General features: G+C 60.7%; 18 protein-coding genes. 8 read left to right on the top strand and 10 right to left on the bottom strand.

The window, feature by feature from the left end; genetic code table 11:
- The first annotated feature begins 27 nt into the window (after positions 1-27).
- Positions 28-651: a glutathione S-transferase family protein gene (locus CRO59_RS07580; protein ID WP_097090328.1), complete on the top strand. Its 624-nt coding sequence runs from the start codon at positions 28-30 to the stop codon at positions 649-651.
- Positions 652-654: 3 nt separating this feature from the next.
- Here CRO59_RS07580 and CRO59_RS07575 read toward each other — a convergent pair whose 3' ends face one another.
- Together CRO59_RS07575 and CRO59_RS07570 are read right to left on the bottom strand one after the other, a co-directional pair.
- Complete coding sequence (locus tag CRO59_RS07575) at positions 655-1,317, bottom strand: M24 family metallopeptidase (RefSeq protein WP_027612998.1); 663 nt, start codon at positions 1,315-1,317, stop codon at positions 655-657.
- An 83-nt stretch (positions 1,318-1,400) separates the two neighbouring features.
- Entirely contained in the window at positions 1,401-2,279 is an 879-nt protein-coding gene (locus CRO59_RS07570; protein WP_097090372.1) for a LysR family transcriptional regulator, read from the bottom strand.
- Positions 2,280-2,382: 103 nt separating this feature from the next.
- Between CRO59_RS07570 and CRO59_RS07565 the strand changes: the two genes are divergently transcribed.
- On the top strand, positions 2,383-3,774 hold the full coding sequence (locus tag CRO59_RS07565) for an aldehyde dehydrogenase family protein (protein WP_097090327.1): 1,392 nt from the start codon (positions 2,383-2,385) through the stop codon (positions 3,772-3,774).
- A gap of 132 nt (positions 3,775-3,906) precedes the next feature.
- On the opposite strand, the gene CRO59_RS07560 is transcribed toward CRO59_RS07565, so the two are convergent.
- Positions 3,907-5,451 carry an MFS transporter gene (locus CRO59_RS07560; RefSeq protein WP_097090326.1) on the bottom strand — a complete coding sequence of 515 codons (1,545 nt, stop codon included), beginning with the start codon at positions 5,449-5,451 and terminating at the stop codon, positions 3,907-3,909.
- 102 nt (positions 5,452-5,553) lie between these two features.
- On the opposite strand from CRO59_RS07560, the gene CRO59_RS07555 reads away from it, so the two are divergent.
- A complete protein-coding gene (locus tag CRO59_RS07555) occupies positions 5,554-6,450 on the top strand; it encodes a LysR family transcriptional regulator (RefSeq protein ID WP_097090325.1) in 897 nt (298 codons plus the stop codon).
- 3 nt (positions 6,451-6,453) lie between these two features.
- On the opposite strand, the gene CRO59_RS07550 is transcribed toward CRO59_RS07555, so the two are convergent.
- Positions 6,454-7,623: a DUF1624 domain-containing protein gene (locus CRO59_RS07550; protein ID WP_097090324.1), complete on the bottom strand. Its 1,170-nt coding sequence runs from the start codon at positions 7,621-7,623 to the stop codon at positions 6,454-6,456.
- 182 nt (positions 7,624-7,805) lie between these two features.
- On the opposite strand from CRO59_RS07550, the gene CRO59_RS07545 reads away from it, so the two are divergent.
- The gene (locus tag CRO59_RS07545; protein WP_003225887.1) at positions 7,806-8,402 is read left to right on the top strand and encodes a paraquat-inducible protein A; all 597 of its coding nucleotides are present in this window, start codon (positions 7,806-7,808) and stop codon (positions 8,400-8,402) included.
- Positions 8,399-9,088, top strand: coding sequence for a paraquat-inducible protein A (locus CRO59_RS07540; RefSeq protein ID WP_027612991.1), 690 nt, complete (start codon positions 8,399-8,401; stop codon positions 9,086-9,088). The genes CRO59_RS07545 and CRO59_RS07540 overlap by 4 nt, the downstream gene beginning before the upstream one ends.
- On the opposite strand, the gene CRO59_RS07535 is transcribed toward CRO59_RS07540, so the two are convergent.
- The gene (locus tag CRO59_RS07535) at positions 9,021-12,047 is read right to left on the bottom strand and encodes an FAD-binding and (Fe-S)-binding domain-containing protein (RefSeq protein ID WP_097090323.1); all 3,027 of its coding nucleotides are present in this window, start codon (positions 12,045-12,047) and stop codon (positions 9,021-9,023) included. The genes CRO59_RS07540 and CRO59_RS07535 overlap by 68 nt on opposite strands.
- A 159-nt stretch (positions 12,048-12,206) precedes the next feature.
- Here CRO59_RS07535 and CRO59_RS07530 point away from each other — a divergent pair, with 159 nt between their 5' ends.
- Complete coding sequence (locus CRO59_RS07530) at positions 12,207-13,091, top strand: LysR substrate-binding domain-containing protein (RefSeq protein ID WP_097090322.1); 885 nt, start codon at positions 12,207-12,209, stop codon at positions 13,089-13,091.
- Positions 13,092-13,282: 191 nt separating this feature from the next.
- Here CRO59_RS07530 and CRO59_RS07525 read toward each other — a convergent pair whose 3' ends face one another.
- Together CRO59_RS07525 and CRO59_RS07520 are read right to left on the bottom strand one after the other, a co-directional pair.
- Positions 13,283-13,888: a DUF6338 family protein gene (locus CRO59_RS07525; protein WP_097090321.1), complete on the bottom strand. Its 606-nt coding sequence runs from the start codon at positions 13,886-13,888 to the stop codon at positions 13,283-13,285.
- 184 nt (positions 13,889-14,072) lie between these two features.
- A complete protein-coding gene (locus CRO59_RS07520) occupies positions 14,073-14,408 on the bottom strand; it encodes a hypothetical protein (protein ID WP_003225912.1) in 336 nt (111 codons plus the stop codon).
- 186 nt (positions 14,409-14,594) lie between these two features.
- On the opposite strand from CRO59_RS07520, the gene CRO59_RS07515 reads away from it, so the two are divergent.
- The gene (locus tag CRO59_RS07515; RefSeq protein WP_095136471.1) at positions 14,595-14,834 is read left to right on the top strand and encodes a hypothetical protein; all 240 of its coding nucleotides are present in this window, start codon (positions 14,595-14,597) and stop codon (positions 14,832-14,834) included.
- Positions 14,835-14,896: 62 nt separating this feature from the next.
- Here the strand turns inward: CRO59_RS07515 and CRO59_RS07510 are convergent, their stop codons facing one another.
- Positions 14,897-15,094 carry a DUF2188 domain-containing protein gene (locus CRO59_RS07510; RefSeq protein WP_097090320.1) on the bottom strand — a complete coding sequence of 66 codons (198 nt, stop codon included), beginning with the start codon at positions 15,092-15,094 and terminating at the stop codon, positions 14,897-14,899.
- 222 nt (positions 15,095-15,316) lie between these two features.
- Between CRO59_RS07510 and CRO59_RS07505 the strand changes: the two genes are divergently transcribed.
- The gene (locus CRO59_RS07505) at positions 15,317-15,679 is read left to right on the top strand and encodes an NUDIX hydrolase (RefSeq protein ID WP_096796396.1); all 363 of its coding nucleotides are present in this window, start codon (positions 15,317-15,319) and stop codon (positions 15,677-15,679) included.
- Positions 15,680-15,683: 4 nt separating this feature from the next.
- Here CRO59_RS07505 and CRO59_RS07500 read toward each other — a convergent pair whose 3' ends face one another.
- Positions 15,684-15,926 (bottom strand): DUF1652 domain-containing protein, encoded by a 243-nt coding sequence (locus CRO59_RS07500; protein ID WP_097090319.1) that lies wholly within the window; start codon positions 15,924-15,926, stop codon positions 15,684-15,686.
- A 109-nt stretch (positions 15,927-16,035) separates the two neighbouring features.
- On the bottom strand, positions 16,036-16,935 hold the full coding sequence (locus CRO59_RS07495) for a polysaccharide deacetylase family protein (RefSeq protein WP_027612984.1): 900 nt from the start codon (positions 16,933-16,935) through the stop codon (positions 16,036-16,038).
- Between the last annotated feature and the right edge of the window lie 76 nt (positions 16,936-17,011).

Raw genomic sequence — 17,011 nt, 5'->3', positions numbered from 1 at the left:
CAGGCACCCACGAGACAGGGAAAACTCATGCTGCGAATTCTGGGCAAGGCGTCATCGATCAACGTGCGCAAAGTGCTGTGGACCTGCGCTGAACTGCAGATCCCGTTCGAGCGTGAGGATTGGGGCTCGGGCTTCAAACCCACCGACACCCCGGAGTTTCTCGCCCTCAACCCCTGCGCCATGGTGCCGGTGATTCAGGACGGCGATTTCACCCTGTGGGAATCGAACACGATCATTCGTTATCTGGCGGGCAACTATGGCGGCGCAGACCTCTACCCCGCCGAGCCGCGAGTTCGTGCGCGGGTCGATCAGTGGATCGACTGGCAGGCCTCGGAGTTGAACCGGTCGTGGTCGTATGCGTTCATGTCGCTGGTGCGCCAGTCAGCGAATTATCAGGACAGCGCCGCTCTGGCCAAGGGCATCGAGCAGTGGTCGCAGACCATGGGCATCCTCGATCAACAGTTGCAGAAGACTGGCGCGTACGTCAGTGGCGAGCAGTTTTCCCTCGCCGATATCCCCATCGGGCTGTCAGTCAACCGCTGGTTCGAAACGCCGCTCGCGCATCCGGACTATCCCGCCGTTAGCGCGTATTACCAGCGTCTGAGCCAACGCGAAGGCTTTCGCCTGTACGGCAGAAACGGTACGCCGTGACAATCAGATCAACAGATCTTCATAAAACGCGCCGAACGGTCGCTGCGGGTGGGCGATCTGGATTTCCAGAATCCACACCCCGGCATTTGGCGTCTGGTCGAAATCGCCGAGATTGCCGCCGCGATGGATCGCGTGAGGGAAATCGCTGACGCGGTGGCCCTTGATGTCGAGATTGAGTTTCCAGCCCATGGTTTCAGCCTGATCGCTGGCGTAACGGTACAACTCGACACCGCTCACGCCTTGGCGCCATAACGCCTCGACGCGCTTGAACAGCTCTTTGGACGCCGCTGCACAGGCGATCATTTCCGGATCGGAGCCGGTGGTGAAGGTTGCGCCGGCATCGCCTTCGTGCCCCTGCCAGACCACGCCCATGTCAATGAAGAAAATATCGTTGTCACCGAGCACCGGATCGCCTTCGGAACGCTCCTTGAACGCCTTCAGCGTATTGGCGCCGAAGCGAATCAGCAGTGGATGCCAGATGCGGTCCATGCCCAGTTCGGCGAGAATCTGCTTGCCCCGCTCCTGGGCTTCGGACTCACGCATGCCGGGCTTGATCACCTGGGCGATGGCGTCAACGGCGTTCCAGGTCAGATTCTGCGCGTGGCGCATCGTCTCCAGCACAAACCGCTCACCGACTGCTTCTTTACCGCTCAGGGCTGCACTCATTTGCTTGTTCCTCATGGCTACGCTGTGTAGTTTTTTATATTGCGAAACGCCGATCAAGATACAGCCATGACACAACGTGTCAATTACTCTTCCGCACGCACCACACCGCGCTCCTCCAGCAAACGCACGAACATGCTCAAGCTGCGCGACACCGTGCCCCGGCGCCACACCAGCCAGGTGGTCAGATAGCGAAAATCCGCCGCCAGCGGCCACACGCTCACGGTTGCGCTGCCAGGCATGCTCTGCAGCATTTTGCGCGGCATCAGCGCCAGCCCGGCGCCGGCACTGACGCAGGCGAGCATGCCGTGGTAGGACTCCATCTCGAAAATCTTGCCCGGCACGGCAGCGTCGGTGCTAAACCATTTTTCGAAGTGATGACGATAGGAGCAGTTGGAGCGGAACGCGTAGATGTTCTCGCCGTTCACATCCGCCGCGCGCCGCACCGGGGGGTGATTGAGCGGCGCGATGATGACCATTTCTTCCTCGAACGCCGGCACGCCTTCCAGCGCCGGGTGCAGCACCGGGCCATCGACGAATGCCGCCGCCAATCGTCCGGAGAGTACGCCGTCGATCATTGTCCCGGACGGGCCGGTCGACAGATCCAGATCGACCTTGGGATGCAACTGGTTGTACGCCGCGAGCAGTTCGGGGATGCGCACGGCGGCGGTACTTTCCAGCGAACCGAGGGGAAATGCGCCCTGCGGTTCTTCACCGGCGACCGTGGCCCGCGCTTCCTGCACCAGATCGAGAATGCGCCGGGCGTACTCGAGAAAACTCCAGCCGGCGGGCGACAAACGCAGACGACTTTTCTCGCGGATAAACAGGTCAACGCCCAAGTCCTGCTCCAACTGCTTGATCCGCGTGGTCAGGTTCGATGGCACGCGATGAATCTGCGCCGCGGCGGCGCTGATGCTGCCGTGCTCGGCAACGGCCTTGAAGATTTCCAGCTGCACCAGATCCACAGTCATTCTCCAATCGTGAAAGAAACGATCTTTATTATTCAGTTTCCAGAAAACAAACGCCACCCTACTCTAGGCCCATCCACTGAACTCACAGGAGCCCGCCATGAGCCAGATTTCCAGCCAGACCCACGCCATCTCGATCAACCCCGCCACCGGCGAACAGATCGGTCACTACGCCTTTGAATCCGCCGAAGCCCTCGACTCCGCGTTGACCCGCGCCGCGTTCGGTTTCTCGAAATGGAAACGCAAGCCGCTGCAGGATCGCTCCCGCGCCCTGACCGCCCTCGCCGGCGCTCTGCGCGACAGCGCCGAAGCCATGGCGACCATGATCACCCTGGAAATGGGCAAGCCGATCGCCCAGGCCCGTGGCGAAATCGAGAAATGCGCCAAGCTCTGCGAGTGGTATGCCGAACACGGCCCGGCGATGCTCGACGCCGAACCGACTCAGGTCGAAGGCGGCAAGGCCCGCATCGAGTACCGGCCGCTCGGCCCGATCCTCGCGGTGATGCCGTGGAACTTCCCGATCTGGCAAGTGCTGCGCGGTGCCGTTCCGGCACTGATCGCCGGCAACACTTACGTGCTCAAACATGCGCCAAACGTGATGGGCAGCGCCTACCTGCTGCGCGACGCCTTTAAACGCGCCGGTTTTGCCGATGGCGTGTTTGAAGTGATCAACGTCACCCCGGAAGGCGTTTCCAGCGCCATCGCCGACCCGCGCATCGCCGCCGTAACCCTGACCGGCAGCGTGCGCGCCGGTATGGCCATCGGTGCTCAGGCCGGTGCCGCGCTGAAGAAATGCGTGCTGGAACTGGGCGGTTCCGATCCGTTCATCGTGCTCAATGACGCTGATCTGGACGAAGCCGTGCAGGCCGCCGTGATTGGCCGCTACCAGAACTCCGGCCAGGTCTGCGCCGCGGCCAAGCGCCTGATCATCGAAGAAGGCGTGGTCGAAGAGTTCACCCGCAAATTCGTCGAGGCCACGCGTCAATTGAAAGTCGGCGATCCGCTGTCCGCCGACACCTACATCGGGCCGATGGCGCGTTTCGATCTGCGTGATGAACTCGACCAGCAAGTGCGCGACACCCTCGAAGAAGGCGCGACCCTGCTGCTCGGCGGCGGCAAGGCCCAAGGCCCGGGCAACTACTACGAGCCAACCGTGCTGGCCGATGTCACCGACCGCATGACCTCGTTCAAACAGGAACTGTTCGGCCCGGTGGCATCGATCATCACCGCCCGCGATTGCGCGCACGCCGTGGCCCTGGCCAACGACAGCGACTTCGGCCTGACCGCGACGATCTACACCGCCAAAGTCGCACTGGCCCAGCAACTGACCAGCGAACTGGACACCGGTGGCGTGTTCATCAACGGCTATTCGGCCAGTGACCCGCGCGTGACGTTCGGTGGCGTGAAGAAAAGCGGTTTCGGTCGCGAGCTCTCGCACTTCGGCGTGCGCGAGTTCTGCAACGCGCAGACGGTGTGGCTGGATCGCAAATAATCAGGACTCCAACACGCACTGGTGGGAGTGGGCTTGCTCACGAAGGGGCCGGCATGTTCAGCATTGATAGTGACTGACCTGACGCCTTCGCGAGCAAGCCCGCTCCCACACTCGAAAATTCCGCACACACCGCTATAGCAAGTCGGGCGCTGTTTTTTGCGGCTGCGCAACCGCCCGCCCCTTGCTCAACAACCCGAGCACCACCGCCGCCGAGGCCAGGGTAATCAGCGTAAGGACGTGCAGCAGGTACTGAAACGCCGTGGCATAACCCTGCACCAGACGCTCTTTGGCCAGCCCCGGAACGGTGTCGAGCGCATGCGCCATGTCCCCCGTGGTGACGCGGTGCGCGGTCTCGGCAATCAACGCCGCATCGACACTGCCTGCCACTGTACCCGTCAGATCGGTATGCAGCAGCGAAGTCAGCACGGCGCCCACCACCGCCAGCGCAATACCCTCACCCGCCACGCGCACGGTATTGAAGATCCCCGCCGCCATCCCCGCGCGCTCTTTCGGTACGACGCTGACCGACAGACCATCCATCAAGCCCCACGGCAAACCGGTGCCAATCCCGATCAACAGCATCGCAATGACCAAGGCGGATTTTGGCTCGCCGACGTTGTACAGGCTCAACCCGTGCAAGCCCACCGCAGCGATCAGAAAACCGATCCCCGAGAGAATCCCCGCCGAGACAAACCGGGTCAGCGACGCCGCCAGCATCGGTACCACCAGCATGGGCGCCGACAGCGCCAGCAACAGCAGGCCGGCATCGATTTCGCTCAAGCCTTCCACGCCGATAAAGCGCAATGGCAACATCACCACCAGCACGATGTAGCAAAAACAGGTGCCGATCGGCAGCATCTGCACGCCGATGAAGCGCGGAAAACGCAACAGGGTCAGATCGAGCATCGGATGTTTGACGCGCCTTTCGATCATCACGAACAACCCAAGCAACAATGCCGAAGCGCCCAGCAGACCGCCCACCAGCGGGCTGCCCCAACCGCTTTCCGGGGCCTGAATCACGCCGAAGGTGAACAGCGCCAGCATCGTGCTGAAGGTGATCGTGCCCGGCCAATCCAGTCCCGTGGCATCCGGGTTGCGGCTTTCGCGCATGCGCGGCAGGCCGAAGACCATGGCGATTACGCCGATCAGCGCGGTGAAAACAAAAATCGCCCGCCAGTTGAACACCTCGATCAACGCGCCGGCCAGCAGCGGCCCGAAAGCCAGACCGATGCCGAATGTGGTGCCGAGTACGCTGTATGCACGGGTTCGCGCATGGCCTTCGAATTCTTGCGCCAGCGACGCTGAACCGCTGGCCAACGCCGCGGCACCGGCCACGCCCTGCACCGCACGCAGCCCATCCAGCCAGTCCACCGACGGTGCCAGGCTCTGCGCAATCGATGCTGCGGTGAACAGCAACATGCCGAAGCTGAACAGGCGTTTACGCCCATAGACGTCGGCCAACGCGCCCGCCGCCATCAGCAAACTGCCGAATGACAACATGAACGCATTGGTGATCCAGGTCAGGGCCACGGGACTGCCGCCCAGATCACGGCCAATGGCGGGCGTCGCCACCGCGCCACCGGTAAAACTCAAGGGCAGTACCAATGCCGACAGGCACACGGCCGCGAGGATCAGCAGCTTGTTATGCGCGCCTGGTTGATGAGCGACCGTTGTCATGCATTCATCCTTTAAAGAAATTGCCAGGCTGCGACTTTAAGGCCGTTAGATTGATGCGATAATCCCAGCAATTTTGCATGACTTTGTGAAAGGCATTCACAGATGAAATCACCCTCAGCGGCAGACCTTTCAGTATTCCTCTGTACAGCGCAGCACTTGAATTTCAGCAAGGCCGCCGTCGAACTCGGGCTCACCCCGTCTGCCCTGAGCCATTCGGTAAAGGCACTGGAGAATCGCCTCGGTGTACGGCTGTTCAATCGCACCACCCGCAGCGTGGCGTTGACCGAGGCCGGTGAGCGCTTTTACGCGCGCCTGAAACCGGCGTTCCGCGACATTGACGATGCACTGGAAGACCTCAACCATTTTCGCGACAAACCCACCGGCAACCTGCGTATCACCTGCGGACGCCAGGCGTGCGAACTGGTATTGCTGCCGATTGCCAGCGAGTTCTTGCAGACGTATCCGGACATTCGCATGGAGGTGGTCGAAAGCGAAGCGTTGCTGGATATCGTCGCTGGCGGATTTGATGCGGGCGTGCGCTTTGGCGATCGACTGCAGGCCGACATGGTCTCGCTGCCGATTGGCCCGGCGATGCGTTCGGTGGTGGTCGCTTCGCCGGCATTCCTCGAACGCTATCCTGCGCCGCAAAAACCCGAAGATCTGCACGACTTGCCGTGCCTGCGCCACCGCTACCCCAGTGGCGCCCTGTATCGCTGGGAATTCGAACGCGATGGCATTGCCCAGGAAATCGAGGTCAACGGCCCGCTGACCCTGGGCGACGTCAGCTTGATGGTCGGCCCTGCACTGCAAGGCCTGGGATTGGCGTATGTGTTCGATGACATGGTCAGCGAACACTTGGCATCGGGGCGTCTGATTCAGCTGTTGGCCGACTGGTGCCCTTACTATCCGGGCCTGCATCTGTACTACCCGAGCCGGCGCCACGTACCGGCGCCGCTCAAGGCTTTTATCGACTTTGCGCGCGAGCGCAGTGGTCACTAGGGCTTACAGATATTTCAGCCAGGCGATGTCACGGCGCCGCGATTTCAGTGCGGAAAACCAGCGTACCGCCGGATACAGTGCCAGCGCCAACAGCATCGACACCAGCCAGATTGCCGCTACTGAATCGAAGCCGAAATAGCTGCCCTGATTCAGTCCGAACAGCGCCACGGCAATCACATACAGCACCTTCAGCACGTACAGGTGCAACAGATAAAAGAACATCGGCGCCGAACCGAAGACCGTCAGCCAGCGAATCCAGCGCCGGGTCTGCAGCCGTTCGAACACCAGCAACAACAGCAATCCGATGCTCACCGTCAGGGTGATGAACAGCAGCGATGGCGGGTACTTGGTGATGTTGAAAAACGCCATCAGCGTTTGCACGGTCGTGTCTTCAACCGCCCAAGGCTTTTCGCCGTATCCGTTGAGCAGCCGCAGTCCGACGAAACCCAGCAGTCCGGCAATACCAGCCAGCAACAGGCACTGCTGACGAACTCCGGCGTCGGCCGCACGGGCAAACCATGGGCCCAGCGCATAACCCAGACCGATCACGCCGATCCACGGCAACAGCGGATAAGAAGTGCGCAAGCGCAGACTGTCACCGACCTCGATCCAGCCCCGATCATGCAGGATCGCCCATGGCACATGCAGTGCCGACTCCGGCGCGAAATGCAGCCCGTCCAGCAGGTTATGCCCGGCAATGATCGCCAGACTCAACGTCAGCAACAACCAGCGTGGCAACCAGACCAGCAGCGACAACCCGATCATGCTCAGGCCAATCGCCCAGATCACCTGCAGATAGATCACGCTCGGCGGCAACTGAAACGTCCATGCAAAATTCACCAAGGTGAATTCCAGCACCACCAGAAACAGCCCACGCTTGAACAGGAAGGCACTGACATCGGCCTTGCCCGCGTACTTCTCGCCGAACAGCCACGCAGACAATCCAGTCAGCAACACGAACACCGGTGCGCACAGATGCGCCAACGTGCGACTGAAAAACAACGCCGGCTCGGTGTTAGCGATGTCCATCGGGTCGGACACCTGACGGTGCAACAGAAACGTTTCACGCACGTGATCCAGCAGCATGAACAGGATGACCAGACCGCGTAACGCATCAATGGACAGCAAGCGGCCGGTCGGCAGCGGGTTGGAACGGGTACACACAATCGTCATGGAGATTTCGCCAACGAGCAAATGAATCAGGGGATCGCAACCGCACGCCCCGCCAAAAATTCGCGTTACTCTATAACATTAAAATGTCGATTCCCAACCCAAACGACATTTGCCCAATCACGTCAGGCTTCTATAGTGATCAGGCGCCCCCTGCGCTTTGCGCCTGCTGTCGAGCGTTGCCCATGACCTCAACCGAACACCTGATCATCTGCGAGCATTGCGACTGCGTGTACGAAAAGGTCGTGCTCGGCAAACACCAGAAAACCCTCTGCGTGCGGTGCGGCGGCGTGCTGCAGCGCTACAACGGCTTGACCGTCGAGCAGCGGCTGGCCCTGAGTTTCACTGCGGCGATGCTGTGGCTGTTCGCCAATTTCTACCCGGTGATGAGCATCAGCATGAAGGGCCTGAAAAACAGCGCGACGCTGTGGGATTCAGTGCTGGCGCTAAGTCAGGGGCCGATCACCTTCATGGCGATGGTCGCGGCGATTTCGATCATCATCGCCCCGGCGTTTCAACTGGTGCTGCTGATCTGGGTGCTGAGTTTCGCCTTGTCATCGCGCCGGGCGCCGGGCTTCAAGCTGTGCATGCGCTGGCTGGAAACCCTGCGTCCGTGGAGCATGCTCGAAGTGTGTCTGCTGGGGGCGATGGTCGCGGTATTCAAACTGGCCGGGCTGCTCGATGTGCTGCCGGGTATCGGCCTGTTCGCTTTGGCGGTGCTGAGCCTGATGATGATCCGGATTGCCGGCCGCGACATTCGTGATCTGTGGGACATTCTATGAAGCGACCCGCGACCGCCAGCGAACTGAATCTGTGCCTGTGCCACAGCTGTGGTCTGGCCTGTGACATGACCGACGAGCCGCACGAGTGCCCGCGCTGCGATGCGCCGCTGCATCGGCGCAAGACCAACTCCCTGACGCGCACCTGGGCCTATCTGTTCGCCGCGTTGGCGTTTTACGTGCCGGCCAATCTACTGCCGGTGATGAACACGGTGATGCTCGGCAACGGCGCCGACAGCACGATCATGAGCGGCGTGCTGGAGTTCTGGGAGGGCGGCGCGTGGGACATCGCACTGATCATTTTCATCGCCAGCATCGCGGTGCCGGGGATCAAATTCGTCGCCCTGTCGCTGCTGCTGATCACCGTGCAGCGGGGCAGCGACTGGGCGCGCCGTGAGCGTTCGAAGCTGTACCGTTTCGTCGAGCTGATCGGCTACTGGTCGATGCTCGACGTGCTGGTGGTCGCCCTGGTCGCGGCGCTGGTGAAATTCCAGGCGCTGGGCGATATCGAACCACGCCCGGGCATCCTGTTTTTCGGCATGGTGGTGGTGTTCACCATGCTCTCGGCGATGAGTTTCGACCCACGGCTGATCTGGGACAATGCCCCGGACGACGAACCGCTCAGCGACGCACCACCTCAAGCAGCACCTGCAACGGATGGCGCAGCGCCCGATCCGACTGGCGCTTGACCTGACTGCGGCACGAATAGCCGGTGGCCAGTGCTTCGCCCTGATCCGCCGGGGCTTCGACCTGCCGCGCCCACGATTGCTCGTAGATCACCGCCGAGGTTTCGCGGTTGCGCGCTTCATGGCCGTAGGTGCCGGACATGCCGCAGCAGCCGGTGGCCTGCGTCGCCAGTTTCAATCCGGCTCGCTCGAACACTTGCTCCCACTGGCGAGTGGCGGCCGGCGCGTTGGTTTTCTCGGTGCAGTGTGCCAGCAGACGGAATGACCGGGCCGCATCGGCAGCGGCCTGCTCCGGCATCACCTCGAGCAGCCATTCCTGTACCAGCGCGACTTCCGGGCATTGGTCCATGCCGGGCACTTTCAGGTATTCCTGGCGATAGACCAGCGTCATCGCCGGATCCAGCCCCAGCAGCGGTACGCCAACGTCCGCCAGCTCGCGCAGTTGCCGGGCATTGCGCAACGCCGCGCGGTTGAACGCTGACAGGAAACCCTGCACATGCAGCGGCTTGCCATTGGCACTGAAGGGTGCCAGATACACCTGATAGCCAAGTCGTGAAATCAACTCCAGCAGATCCACTAGCAGCGGCGCTTCGAAGTAACGGGTGAAGGCATCCTGCACCAGCACCACACTGCGCTCGCGCTGGGCCGGGGTCAGCGCCGACAGCGTGGAAACCGTCGCCGGCTGCACCTTCCAACGGCGCAGCGCAGCGTGGAAATCAAAGCGACTGAGCAACGGCACATCGACCATGCCGCCAAGACGCTCCAACTGTTTGCGCACAAAGGTTGCGCCCATCAAACCGTTGTACAGCGCCGGAATCCGCGCCATGTACGGAATGCTGTACTCCAGCGAGGCAATCAGATAATCCCGCGCCGGGCGCAGATAACGGCTGTGATACAGCTCAAGGAAACGCGAACGGAATTCCGGCACGTTGACCTTGACCGGGCACTGTCCCGCGCAGGATTTGCACGCCAGGCAACCGGCCATGGCGTCATACACCTCATGGGAAAAGTCTGCATCCTGCGCGCGGCTGTTGCGCCAGCGTGTCCACAGGTTGCGGAAAAATGCCGGACGACGGATCGCCTCCGACAGCACATCCACCCCTGCCTCGCCCTGCAAACGCAGCCATTCGCGGATCAGCGATGCGCGACCCTTGGGCGATTGCGCACGCTCGCGGGTGGCTTTCCACGATGGGCACATGGCGTCGTCGGGATCGAAGTTGTAGCAGGCGCCGTTGCCGTTGCAATGCATGGCCGCACCGTAGCTTTGCCAGACTTTTTCATCGATCTGCCGATCGAGTTCGCCGCGCAGGGTCACTTCGTCGATTTTCAGCAACGCCGCACCGGTATTGGCCGGGGTGGCGATCTTGCCCGGGTTGAACTGATTGAACGGGTCAAACGCAGCTTTCAGTGCCTGCAACGCCGGATACAGCTCACCGAAAAACGCCGGCGCGTATTCCGAGCGCAGACCCTTACCATGTTCGCCCCACAACAGGCCGCCGTAGCGTTGGGTGAGCGCGGCGACACCGTCGGACACCGGACGCACCAGCGCCGCTTGCTGCGGATCCTTCATGTCGAGAATCGGCCGTACGTGCAACACACCGGCATCGACGTGGCCGAACATGCCGTACTGCAAACCGTGGCTGTCGAGCAGTTCGCGCAGTTCGGCGATGTACTCGGCCAGGTGCTGCGGCGGCACTGCGGTGTCTTCGACAAACGGCTGCGGCCGCGCTTCGCCGGCAACGTTACCGAGAAGGCCGACTGCGCGTTTGCGCATGCCATAAACCTTGTTCACTGCCGCCTGGCCGACCGCCAGGGTATGGCCGAGGCGTTCGACGGTGGTGTCGCTGCTCAAGTGTTCGAGGAAGGCTTCGACCCGGCGCTGCAGATCCTCGGGATCGTCACCGCAGAACTCCACCAGGTTGATCCCCAGTGTCGGGCGCTCGGCGCTTTCCGGGAAGTACTCGGCGACGCCGTGCCAGACGATGTCCTGCATCGCCAGCAGCAACACCTTGGAATCCACGGTTTCAATCGACAGCGGCTTGAGCGCCATCAGCGCCCGGGCATCGCGCAACGCATCCATGAACCCGGCGTAGCGAATGTTCACCAGCATCGTGTGTTTGGGGATCGGCAGTACGTTGAGCTTCGCCTCAACCACAAAGCCCAGCGAGCCTTCGGCGCCGCACAGCACGCTGTTGAGATTGAAACGATTGTCCGCCTCGCGCAGGTGCGCCAGGTCGTAGCCGGTCAGGCAACGGTTGAGATCGGGGAAGCGCTGTTTGATCAGCTCGCCCTGCTCATCAATGATCTGCCGCGCACAGCGATAGACTTCACCCACCCGATCTTCACGGGCGCACAGCGCTGTCAGATCTTCTTCCGCCAGCGCTGCGCCGTGCAGGCGTTCGCCACCGCGCAGGACCATGTCAAGTTCCAGCACATGGTCGCGGGTCTTGCCGTAGGTGCAACTGCCCTGTCCGCTGGCGTCGGTGTTGATCATGCCGCCAACGGTGGCGCGGTTGGAGGTCGACAGCTCCGGGGCGAAAAACAGCCCGGCTGATTTCAGCGCGGCGTTGAGCTGATCCTTGACCACCCCGGCCTGTACCCGCACCCAGCGCTCTTCGACGTTGATTTCCAGAATGCGGTTCATGTGCCGCGACAGGTCGACGACGATGCCATCGGTCAACGACTGGCCGTTGGTGCCGGTGCCGCCGCCACGTGGAGTGATCACCACTTGCTGATAGGCCGGTTCGGCAATCAGCCGCGCGACCCGCGCCACGTCCTCGGCATCCTTCGGAAACACTGCCGCTTGCGGCAGGCGCTGGTAGATCGAGTTGTCGGTGGCGAGCACCACGCGACTGGCGTAATCGGCGCTGATCTCGCCACGAAAACCACTGGCTTTCAGGGCTTTGAGGAACTTCTGGTAATCGGCGGTCAATGCAGTGGCGGGCGACAGCTGGGCAATCATCGGTCGGGAAATCTCGGTCAAAATCGGGCCGTGTGGCGGTGAACAGTTGTGCGCAATGAATGATTGCGTCACGCTCCCGCCATCTCATGGTGCTTATGTTCATTGCTTGGTGCTATCGAGACAAACGTAAAATCGACCCGTAATCCATGACTAAAACGAATGAATCCGCGAACCCTCACCCCTTCCATGTCGTTGCTGCTGGCTTTCGAGGCTGCCGCACGCCATGAAAGCTACACCCGCGCTGCCCACGAACTGTCGCTGACGCAAAGCGCGGTCAGCCGTCAGGTGCAGATTCTGGAAAAGATGCTCGGCATGCGCCTGTTCAGTCGCGAGGGCCGGCAAGTGGTGCTGACCGATGTCGGGCGCATGTATCAGCGCGAACTGGCCGAAGCCCTCGGGCAGATCCGCAGCGCGACGTTGCAGGCCATGGCGTTCGGTTCCGGCATTCATAGTTTGCGTCTGGCGACGCTGCCGACCTTCGGCTCGAAATGGCTGCTGCCGCGACTCAAGGACTTCTACACCGCACATCCCGGCATGACCGTGCACTTGCATTCGCGCATCGAAGCGATCGACTTCGACACCAGCGAAATCGATGCGGCGATCTGTGTCGGTGCGGGGGATTGGCCGGGGCTGAGCGCCCTACCCCTGCACACTGAAGAGCTGGTGGTGATTGCCAGTGCGCAGTTGTCGTTGGCCGAGCGCGATGAAGCCGAACAGCACATCGCCGGGCAGTTACTGCTCAATGTCAGCAGCAATGCCCAGGCCTGGGCGGAATGGTTCACGCATCATGGTTTGCCACACCGCAGCATGCGCATCGGGCCGAGCTTTGAAATGACTTCGCACCTGATTCAGGCCGTCCGGGCGAATATTGGCGTGGGGCTGGTGCCACGGATTCTGGTGGAGGATGAATTGCTTAACGGCGAGCTGCAGCAACTGGGGGAGCCGATCACCAGCCGGCGCAGCTACTACCTGGTGTATCCGCCGCGTAATGAGGCGTTACCGTCACTGAAAGCGTTCAGGGATTGGTTGGTGGATACGCTCTGACCGCAGCCCCCACAAATGCAAAACATAACGAAACGCCGCTCGATGAGCGGCGTTCAGTCAATCCCGGTACTGGCGCTTTAGCGGTGGCGGCGCACTCGGCCCCTTGACGAGGGGCTTGGCCAGCAGCTTGCCATCCGGGCCATAAAACAGGCGCCTGACGCTGGGCGGCATGGGAGTAGGCTCTTTTGCGCTCATGATGAAACCTCTTCGACAGAACTGAATTCGACCCACTGGACTTTCGAGGAATCTATCACCAATAGTTCGGCGCCAAAAGGCAACGCCACGCCATCCTCCCCCAGCCAGCCTGGATTCAGCATGATGAACTGCCCCTCCAGCGGGCCGGAAGGCCACTCGACGGGCCAGCCGAACAATCGCCTTTCATCCGTCAAATGCAGCGTTACCAGGCGATTGTGGCGGGCAAAGGTGCTGTACCACTCGCTGGGATATGAGTTTTTATTCGTTACATTTTTACTTCGTAACCATTTGTGCAATTTGTCATTCGACGCCAGAGCACACGACAACAAGCCGAGCGCCATTGAGACCATGAACGCCCACACGGCCTGGGATTTGCCATCCCACTTTCCTACAGAAAAGCCTTTCGAGCCTACCCATAGACCAATAGCGCCGATCCCCAACACCACCCCATGAATCACAAACGTAAAGATCAACGCCTGCACAATCTGCCCAAACGTATCAGGCCGTTTGAATGAAGTGAGCGTGTAGAAAATCCAGGTAGAAACAAATCCGGGAATCAGATACTGCAACAACGGAATAACTTCTTTGACCAGATCATCCATGATCCGTGGCTCCTTGAAAGGCATGCCCCTCCGGTTACCGGGCGGCACTCAAAAGCCTAGCGCACACTGGGGATACGCCTCGTGCCGATCTGTCACAGCGCATTTCGCAAAGCAAAAAAAAGCAGAAACCATTGATCCGGTTTCTGCTTTTTGTGGGGCTGGCTTTTGCAGCGAAGGCTGGGCTTTACAGGCAGTCACGCACCGATTTGCGCAACGACCCGGACTTGGCCCATGGCGGTCCCTGATACAGGGAAACGCGACTGCCGTCCTTGTATTTGATGATGTCGAGAATCTCGTCGGCGGTGACGAGGCTCGGCGCCTTGATCCGGTAGCCGTTGGAAATGGACGTCTGCGTGGTCTTAGGAATGTCCTGCTGCCACAACGGCAACAAGCACGCGGCATAGTCTTTAGGCGCTTTGGTGGTGGTTTTGCTGAGATTTGGCTCGCCCGGCACCAGCGATGCTGGCAATGAGCAACCCGCCAGCAATGCCAACGCCAAACTCCCGATCCATATCCGCATGGTGTTTCCCTGATCTTGAAAAACGCGAATGTAACGTGTAACCGGGTGTACATCCAGCGCGGCACGTCGCCCACAAGGGAGATTGGACAAATATTTACATGCATGCAGCCCGGTGGCAGACGAGCTGCGCATCATCGAAGAAAAATGCGACTACTCTGTTCTACCGAGAATGTTCCGGAGGTGATCATGCGGCTCAATGAATACGAACACGAACTTCAGCGCGACCTGCAAGCCGTTGCATCGGATCTGAGATGGTCGGCGGTCGACCTCAAACGCATCGCCGAACAGCTGCGCAAGAGCGGCAATGAAGCGGATGCCCAGGCGGTACTCAGGTCCTGCGAGGTGCTGCAAAGTGATGAAGAACGCTTGCAGCTGTATGCCAAGGAAGTGAAAACGCGCTCCATCAGCCGGACCAAAGTCCACTGATACCACCCCCTGCCCCCAACAAAAGCCCCGGCAATCACCGGGGCTCTTTCGTTACATTTGCTTCAATTTGCAGCGTGACTTCGCGCTCGCACCGAGCGTTTTCTGTAACCCGGCAACGCAGCGGCATAGGCCAGCGCCTCCTCTCTGCTACCGAACGACGCAAGCCGATCGCCTTGAGTACAAACCCGCCACGGGCCGTTGTTCACGCTGAGTACGTCGTAGCCGTTCATGTGCATTTTGTTCAAGACCGGAATGCTCATGGGTACCTCCTTTTTGCCGACGGTGGAGTCAGCTCTGCCTTTTTAACTTACACCCGGATGCCGCAGTTGTGCCGACCGGATGTCGCCATCGCGAGGCGCCAAGGCTCTGGCACTTTCAGCCACGCCAAACACTCAAAACCCCAAGGGAACCTTTGAATCCGGGCCCGGCTCGAATATTGCAGTTTTATTTCATTTATGTGACACGCAGTAAACAGGTAACAGATGAAAGTACGCGCCACCGTTATTTGCGAGCAGGATCGACACGTTCTCCTGGTGCGCAAACCCCGCTGCCGCTGGACATTGCCCGGCGGCAAGGTCGAGCCTGGGGAAACCAAAGCCGGGGCGGCGACGCGCGAGCTGCAGGAAGAAACAGCACTGGATGCCGAGCAGATGTTGTATCTGATGGAACTGCACAGCGGCAGCACCCAGCATCATGTCTACGAGGCGTCGGTGCTCGATCTTGAGCAGTTGCGCCCGCAAAACGAGATCACCGAATGTATCTGGCATCCGCTGGACGCGGTGCAGAATCTACCCACCAGCGAGGCGACGTTACGTATCGTGCAGGCGTTTCAACGGCGCTTGTAAGGTATCACCCGGCGAATGCCCGGCGCCCGGCGCTCATTTCCGTGCGCAACTCACCAATGAAGTTGGACAGATCGCGGATCGTCACCAGATGTTCCGGCGACACACCATTGAGCAACAACTCGACTCGCCCGGACTCAGGCTCATACACCTTGATCCGCAGCAGCCCCTGCTCCACTTGTGTGCATTCGCATTCAAGCGACGGAAAGCCGGATTCGACAATCCGGCAGATGTCGGCAATGGCTAGCATGGGCGCACGCCTCGCAGGCGATGAGTCGGTCGACCCGTTGAGCATAGATGAGCCCTCAGCAACCCGCCGCCCAGAGAAGTGCCAACCCGATCACATTTTTCGCCCAGCCTCAGTGCGCGTCATGATCCCAGATCCAGTTCCACATTCCCGGCAACTGCACCGGCTGCGAACTCTGCTGAACCGTACGCGCCAGCGCCGCTTTCTGTAGCGTCGCGTGATCATCGTAGAACGGTTTGTCCGCCAGTCTCACGCCCGTGGCGGCGGCGCTGTCGAGCAGGATCTGCAGGTACTCGCGGGTATGCCGCGCGGTGTAGCGGTTGAGGTCATGAAAGGTCACCACCACTGGAATCACCCCGTCTACGGTCGGAAATTCGCCGAGGGCAATGCGCTCGCGGACTTCCGATAGCTGGCGCAGCATATTCGCCCGACGTCGGGGACTGGCGTTGAAGCCCCAGATCTTGCCGTCATTGGCGCTCAAATCGGTCAACAACACGTGCAAGCCATGCTGCTGATACGCGGCGAAGGTGCGCTTGTCGTAATTCCAGAATGGCGGGCGCAGCAGGATCGGTGCTGCTCCGGTGATCGCGGCGATATCCGCCGTGCCGTTGCGCAACGACTGCTCCAGTTCTTGCGGATCGAGCGAGCGATGATTGGTGTGCCAATGGGTGGCAGTGTGGAATCCGAGGATGTGCCCTTCGGCGTGCTCGCGCCGCATGATGCCGCGACCAATGTCACTGTTACCGGCGCGAGGCGCGCGGGTCTGGACGAAGAACACCGCTTTGATGTCCGGTTGCACCGGGTTGACCTTGAGGCTATCGAGCACGGTCGCCGAAGGGTTCCAGAAACTCGAGGCGCTGGGGCCATCATCGAAGGTCAGCAGAAAACGCACCGGGGCCTGGGCCTTGAGCCGGGTTTCGGTTTGCGCGGTCATCTCGATCGGCGCGGCAATGCAGCCGGCCAGCCCAAGCGCGATGGCCGCTGCACATAGAAGATTGAACGCGTATTTCATGTTTTGCCTTGCGCCTGGCCGTTGCGGCCCTGTTGTCGACTGGCAAAACTCCCTCGCCCTGATCCATCCCTGCGCC

The sequence above is a fragment of the Pseudomonas sp. LAMO17WK12:I5 genome (genome assembly GCF_900215165.1).
Classification (GTDB): domain Bacteria; phylum Pseudomonadota; class Gammaproteobacteria; order Pseudomonadales; family Pseudomonadaceae; genus Aquipseudomonas; species Aquipseudomonas putida_A.
The sequence above is the reverse complement of the archived record's forward strand: the minus strand, read 5'-3'. Positions and strand labels throughout refer to the sequence as shown.

Excerpts from the sequence above, each read along its gene's own strand:
- CRO59_RS07525 (WP_097090321.1), bottom strand. The coding sequence starts at position 13,888 with ATGGATGATCTGGTCAAAGAAGTTATTCCGTTGTTGCAGTATCTGATT.
- CRO59_RS07510 (WP_097090320.1), bottom strand. The coding sequence starts at position 15,094 with ATGAGCATTCCGGTCTTGAACAAAATGCACATGAACGGCTACGACGTA.
- CRO59_RS07515 (WP_095136471.1), top strand. The coding sequence starts at position 14,595 with ATGCGGCTCAATGAATACGAACACGAACTTCAGCGCGACCTGCAAGCC.
- CRO59_RS07500 (WP_097090319.1), bottom strand. The coding sequence starts at position 15,926 with ATGCTAGCCATTGCCGACATCTGCCGGATTGTCGAATCCGGCTTTCCG.
- CRO59_RS07540 (WP_027612991.1), top strand. The coding sequence starts at position 8,399 with ATGAAGCGACCCGCGACCGCCAGCGAACTGAATCTGTGCCTGTGCCAC.
- CRO59_RS07560 (WP_097090326.1), bottom strand. The coding sequence starts at position 5,451 with ATGACAACGGTCGCTCATCAACCAGGCGCGCATAACAAGCTGCTGATC.
- CRO59_RS07545 (WP_003225887.1), top strand. The coding sequence starts at position 7,806 with ATGACCTCAACCGAACACCTGATCATCTGCGAGCATTGCGACTGCGTG.
- CRO59_RS07530 (WP_097090322.1), top strand. The coding sequence starts at position 12,207 with ATGAATCCGCGAACCCTCACCCCTTCCATGTCGTTGCTGCTGGCTTTC.
- CRO59_RS07505 (WP_096796396.1), top strand. The coding sequence starts at position 15,317 with ATGAAAGTACGCGCCACCGTTATTTGCGAGCAGGATCGACACGTTCTC.
- CRO59_RS07580 (WP_097090328.1), top strand. The coding sequence starts at position 28 with ATGCTGCGAATTCTGGGCAAGGCGTCATCGATCAACGTGCGCAAAGTG.
- CRO59_RS07535 (WP_097090323.1), bottom strand. The coding sequence starts at position 12,047 with ATGATTGCCCAGCTGTCGCCCGCCACTGCATTGACCGCCGATTACCAG.
- CRO59_RS07550 (WP_097090324.1), bottom strand. The coding sequence starts at position 7,623 with ATGACGATTGTGTGTACCCGTTCCAACCCGCTGCCGACCGGCCGCTTG.
- CRO59_RS07555 (WP_097090325.1), top strand. The coding sequence starts at position 5,554 with ATGAAATCACCCTCAGCGGCAGACCTTTCAGTATTCCTCTGTACAGCG.
- CRO59_RS07520 (WP_003225912.1), bottom strand. The coding sequence starts at position 14,408 with ATGCGGATATGGATCGGGAGTTTGGCGTTGGCATTGCTGGCGGGTTGC.
- CRO59_RS07565 (WP_097090327.1), top strand. The coding sequence starts at position 2,383 with ATGAGCCAGATTTCCAGCCAGACCCACGCCATCTCGATCAACCCCGCC.
- CRO59_RS07575 (WP_027612998.1), bottom strand. The coding sequence starts at position 1,317 with ATGAGTGCAGCCCTGAGCGGTAAAGAAGCAGTCGGTGAGCGGTTTGTG.
- CRO59_RS07495 (WP_027612984.1), bottom strand. The coding sequence starts at position 16,935 with ATGAAATACGCGTTCAATCTTCTATGTGCAGCGGCCATCGCGCTTGGG.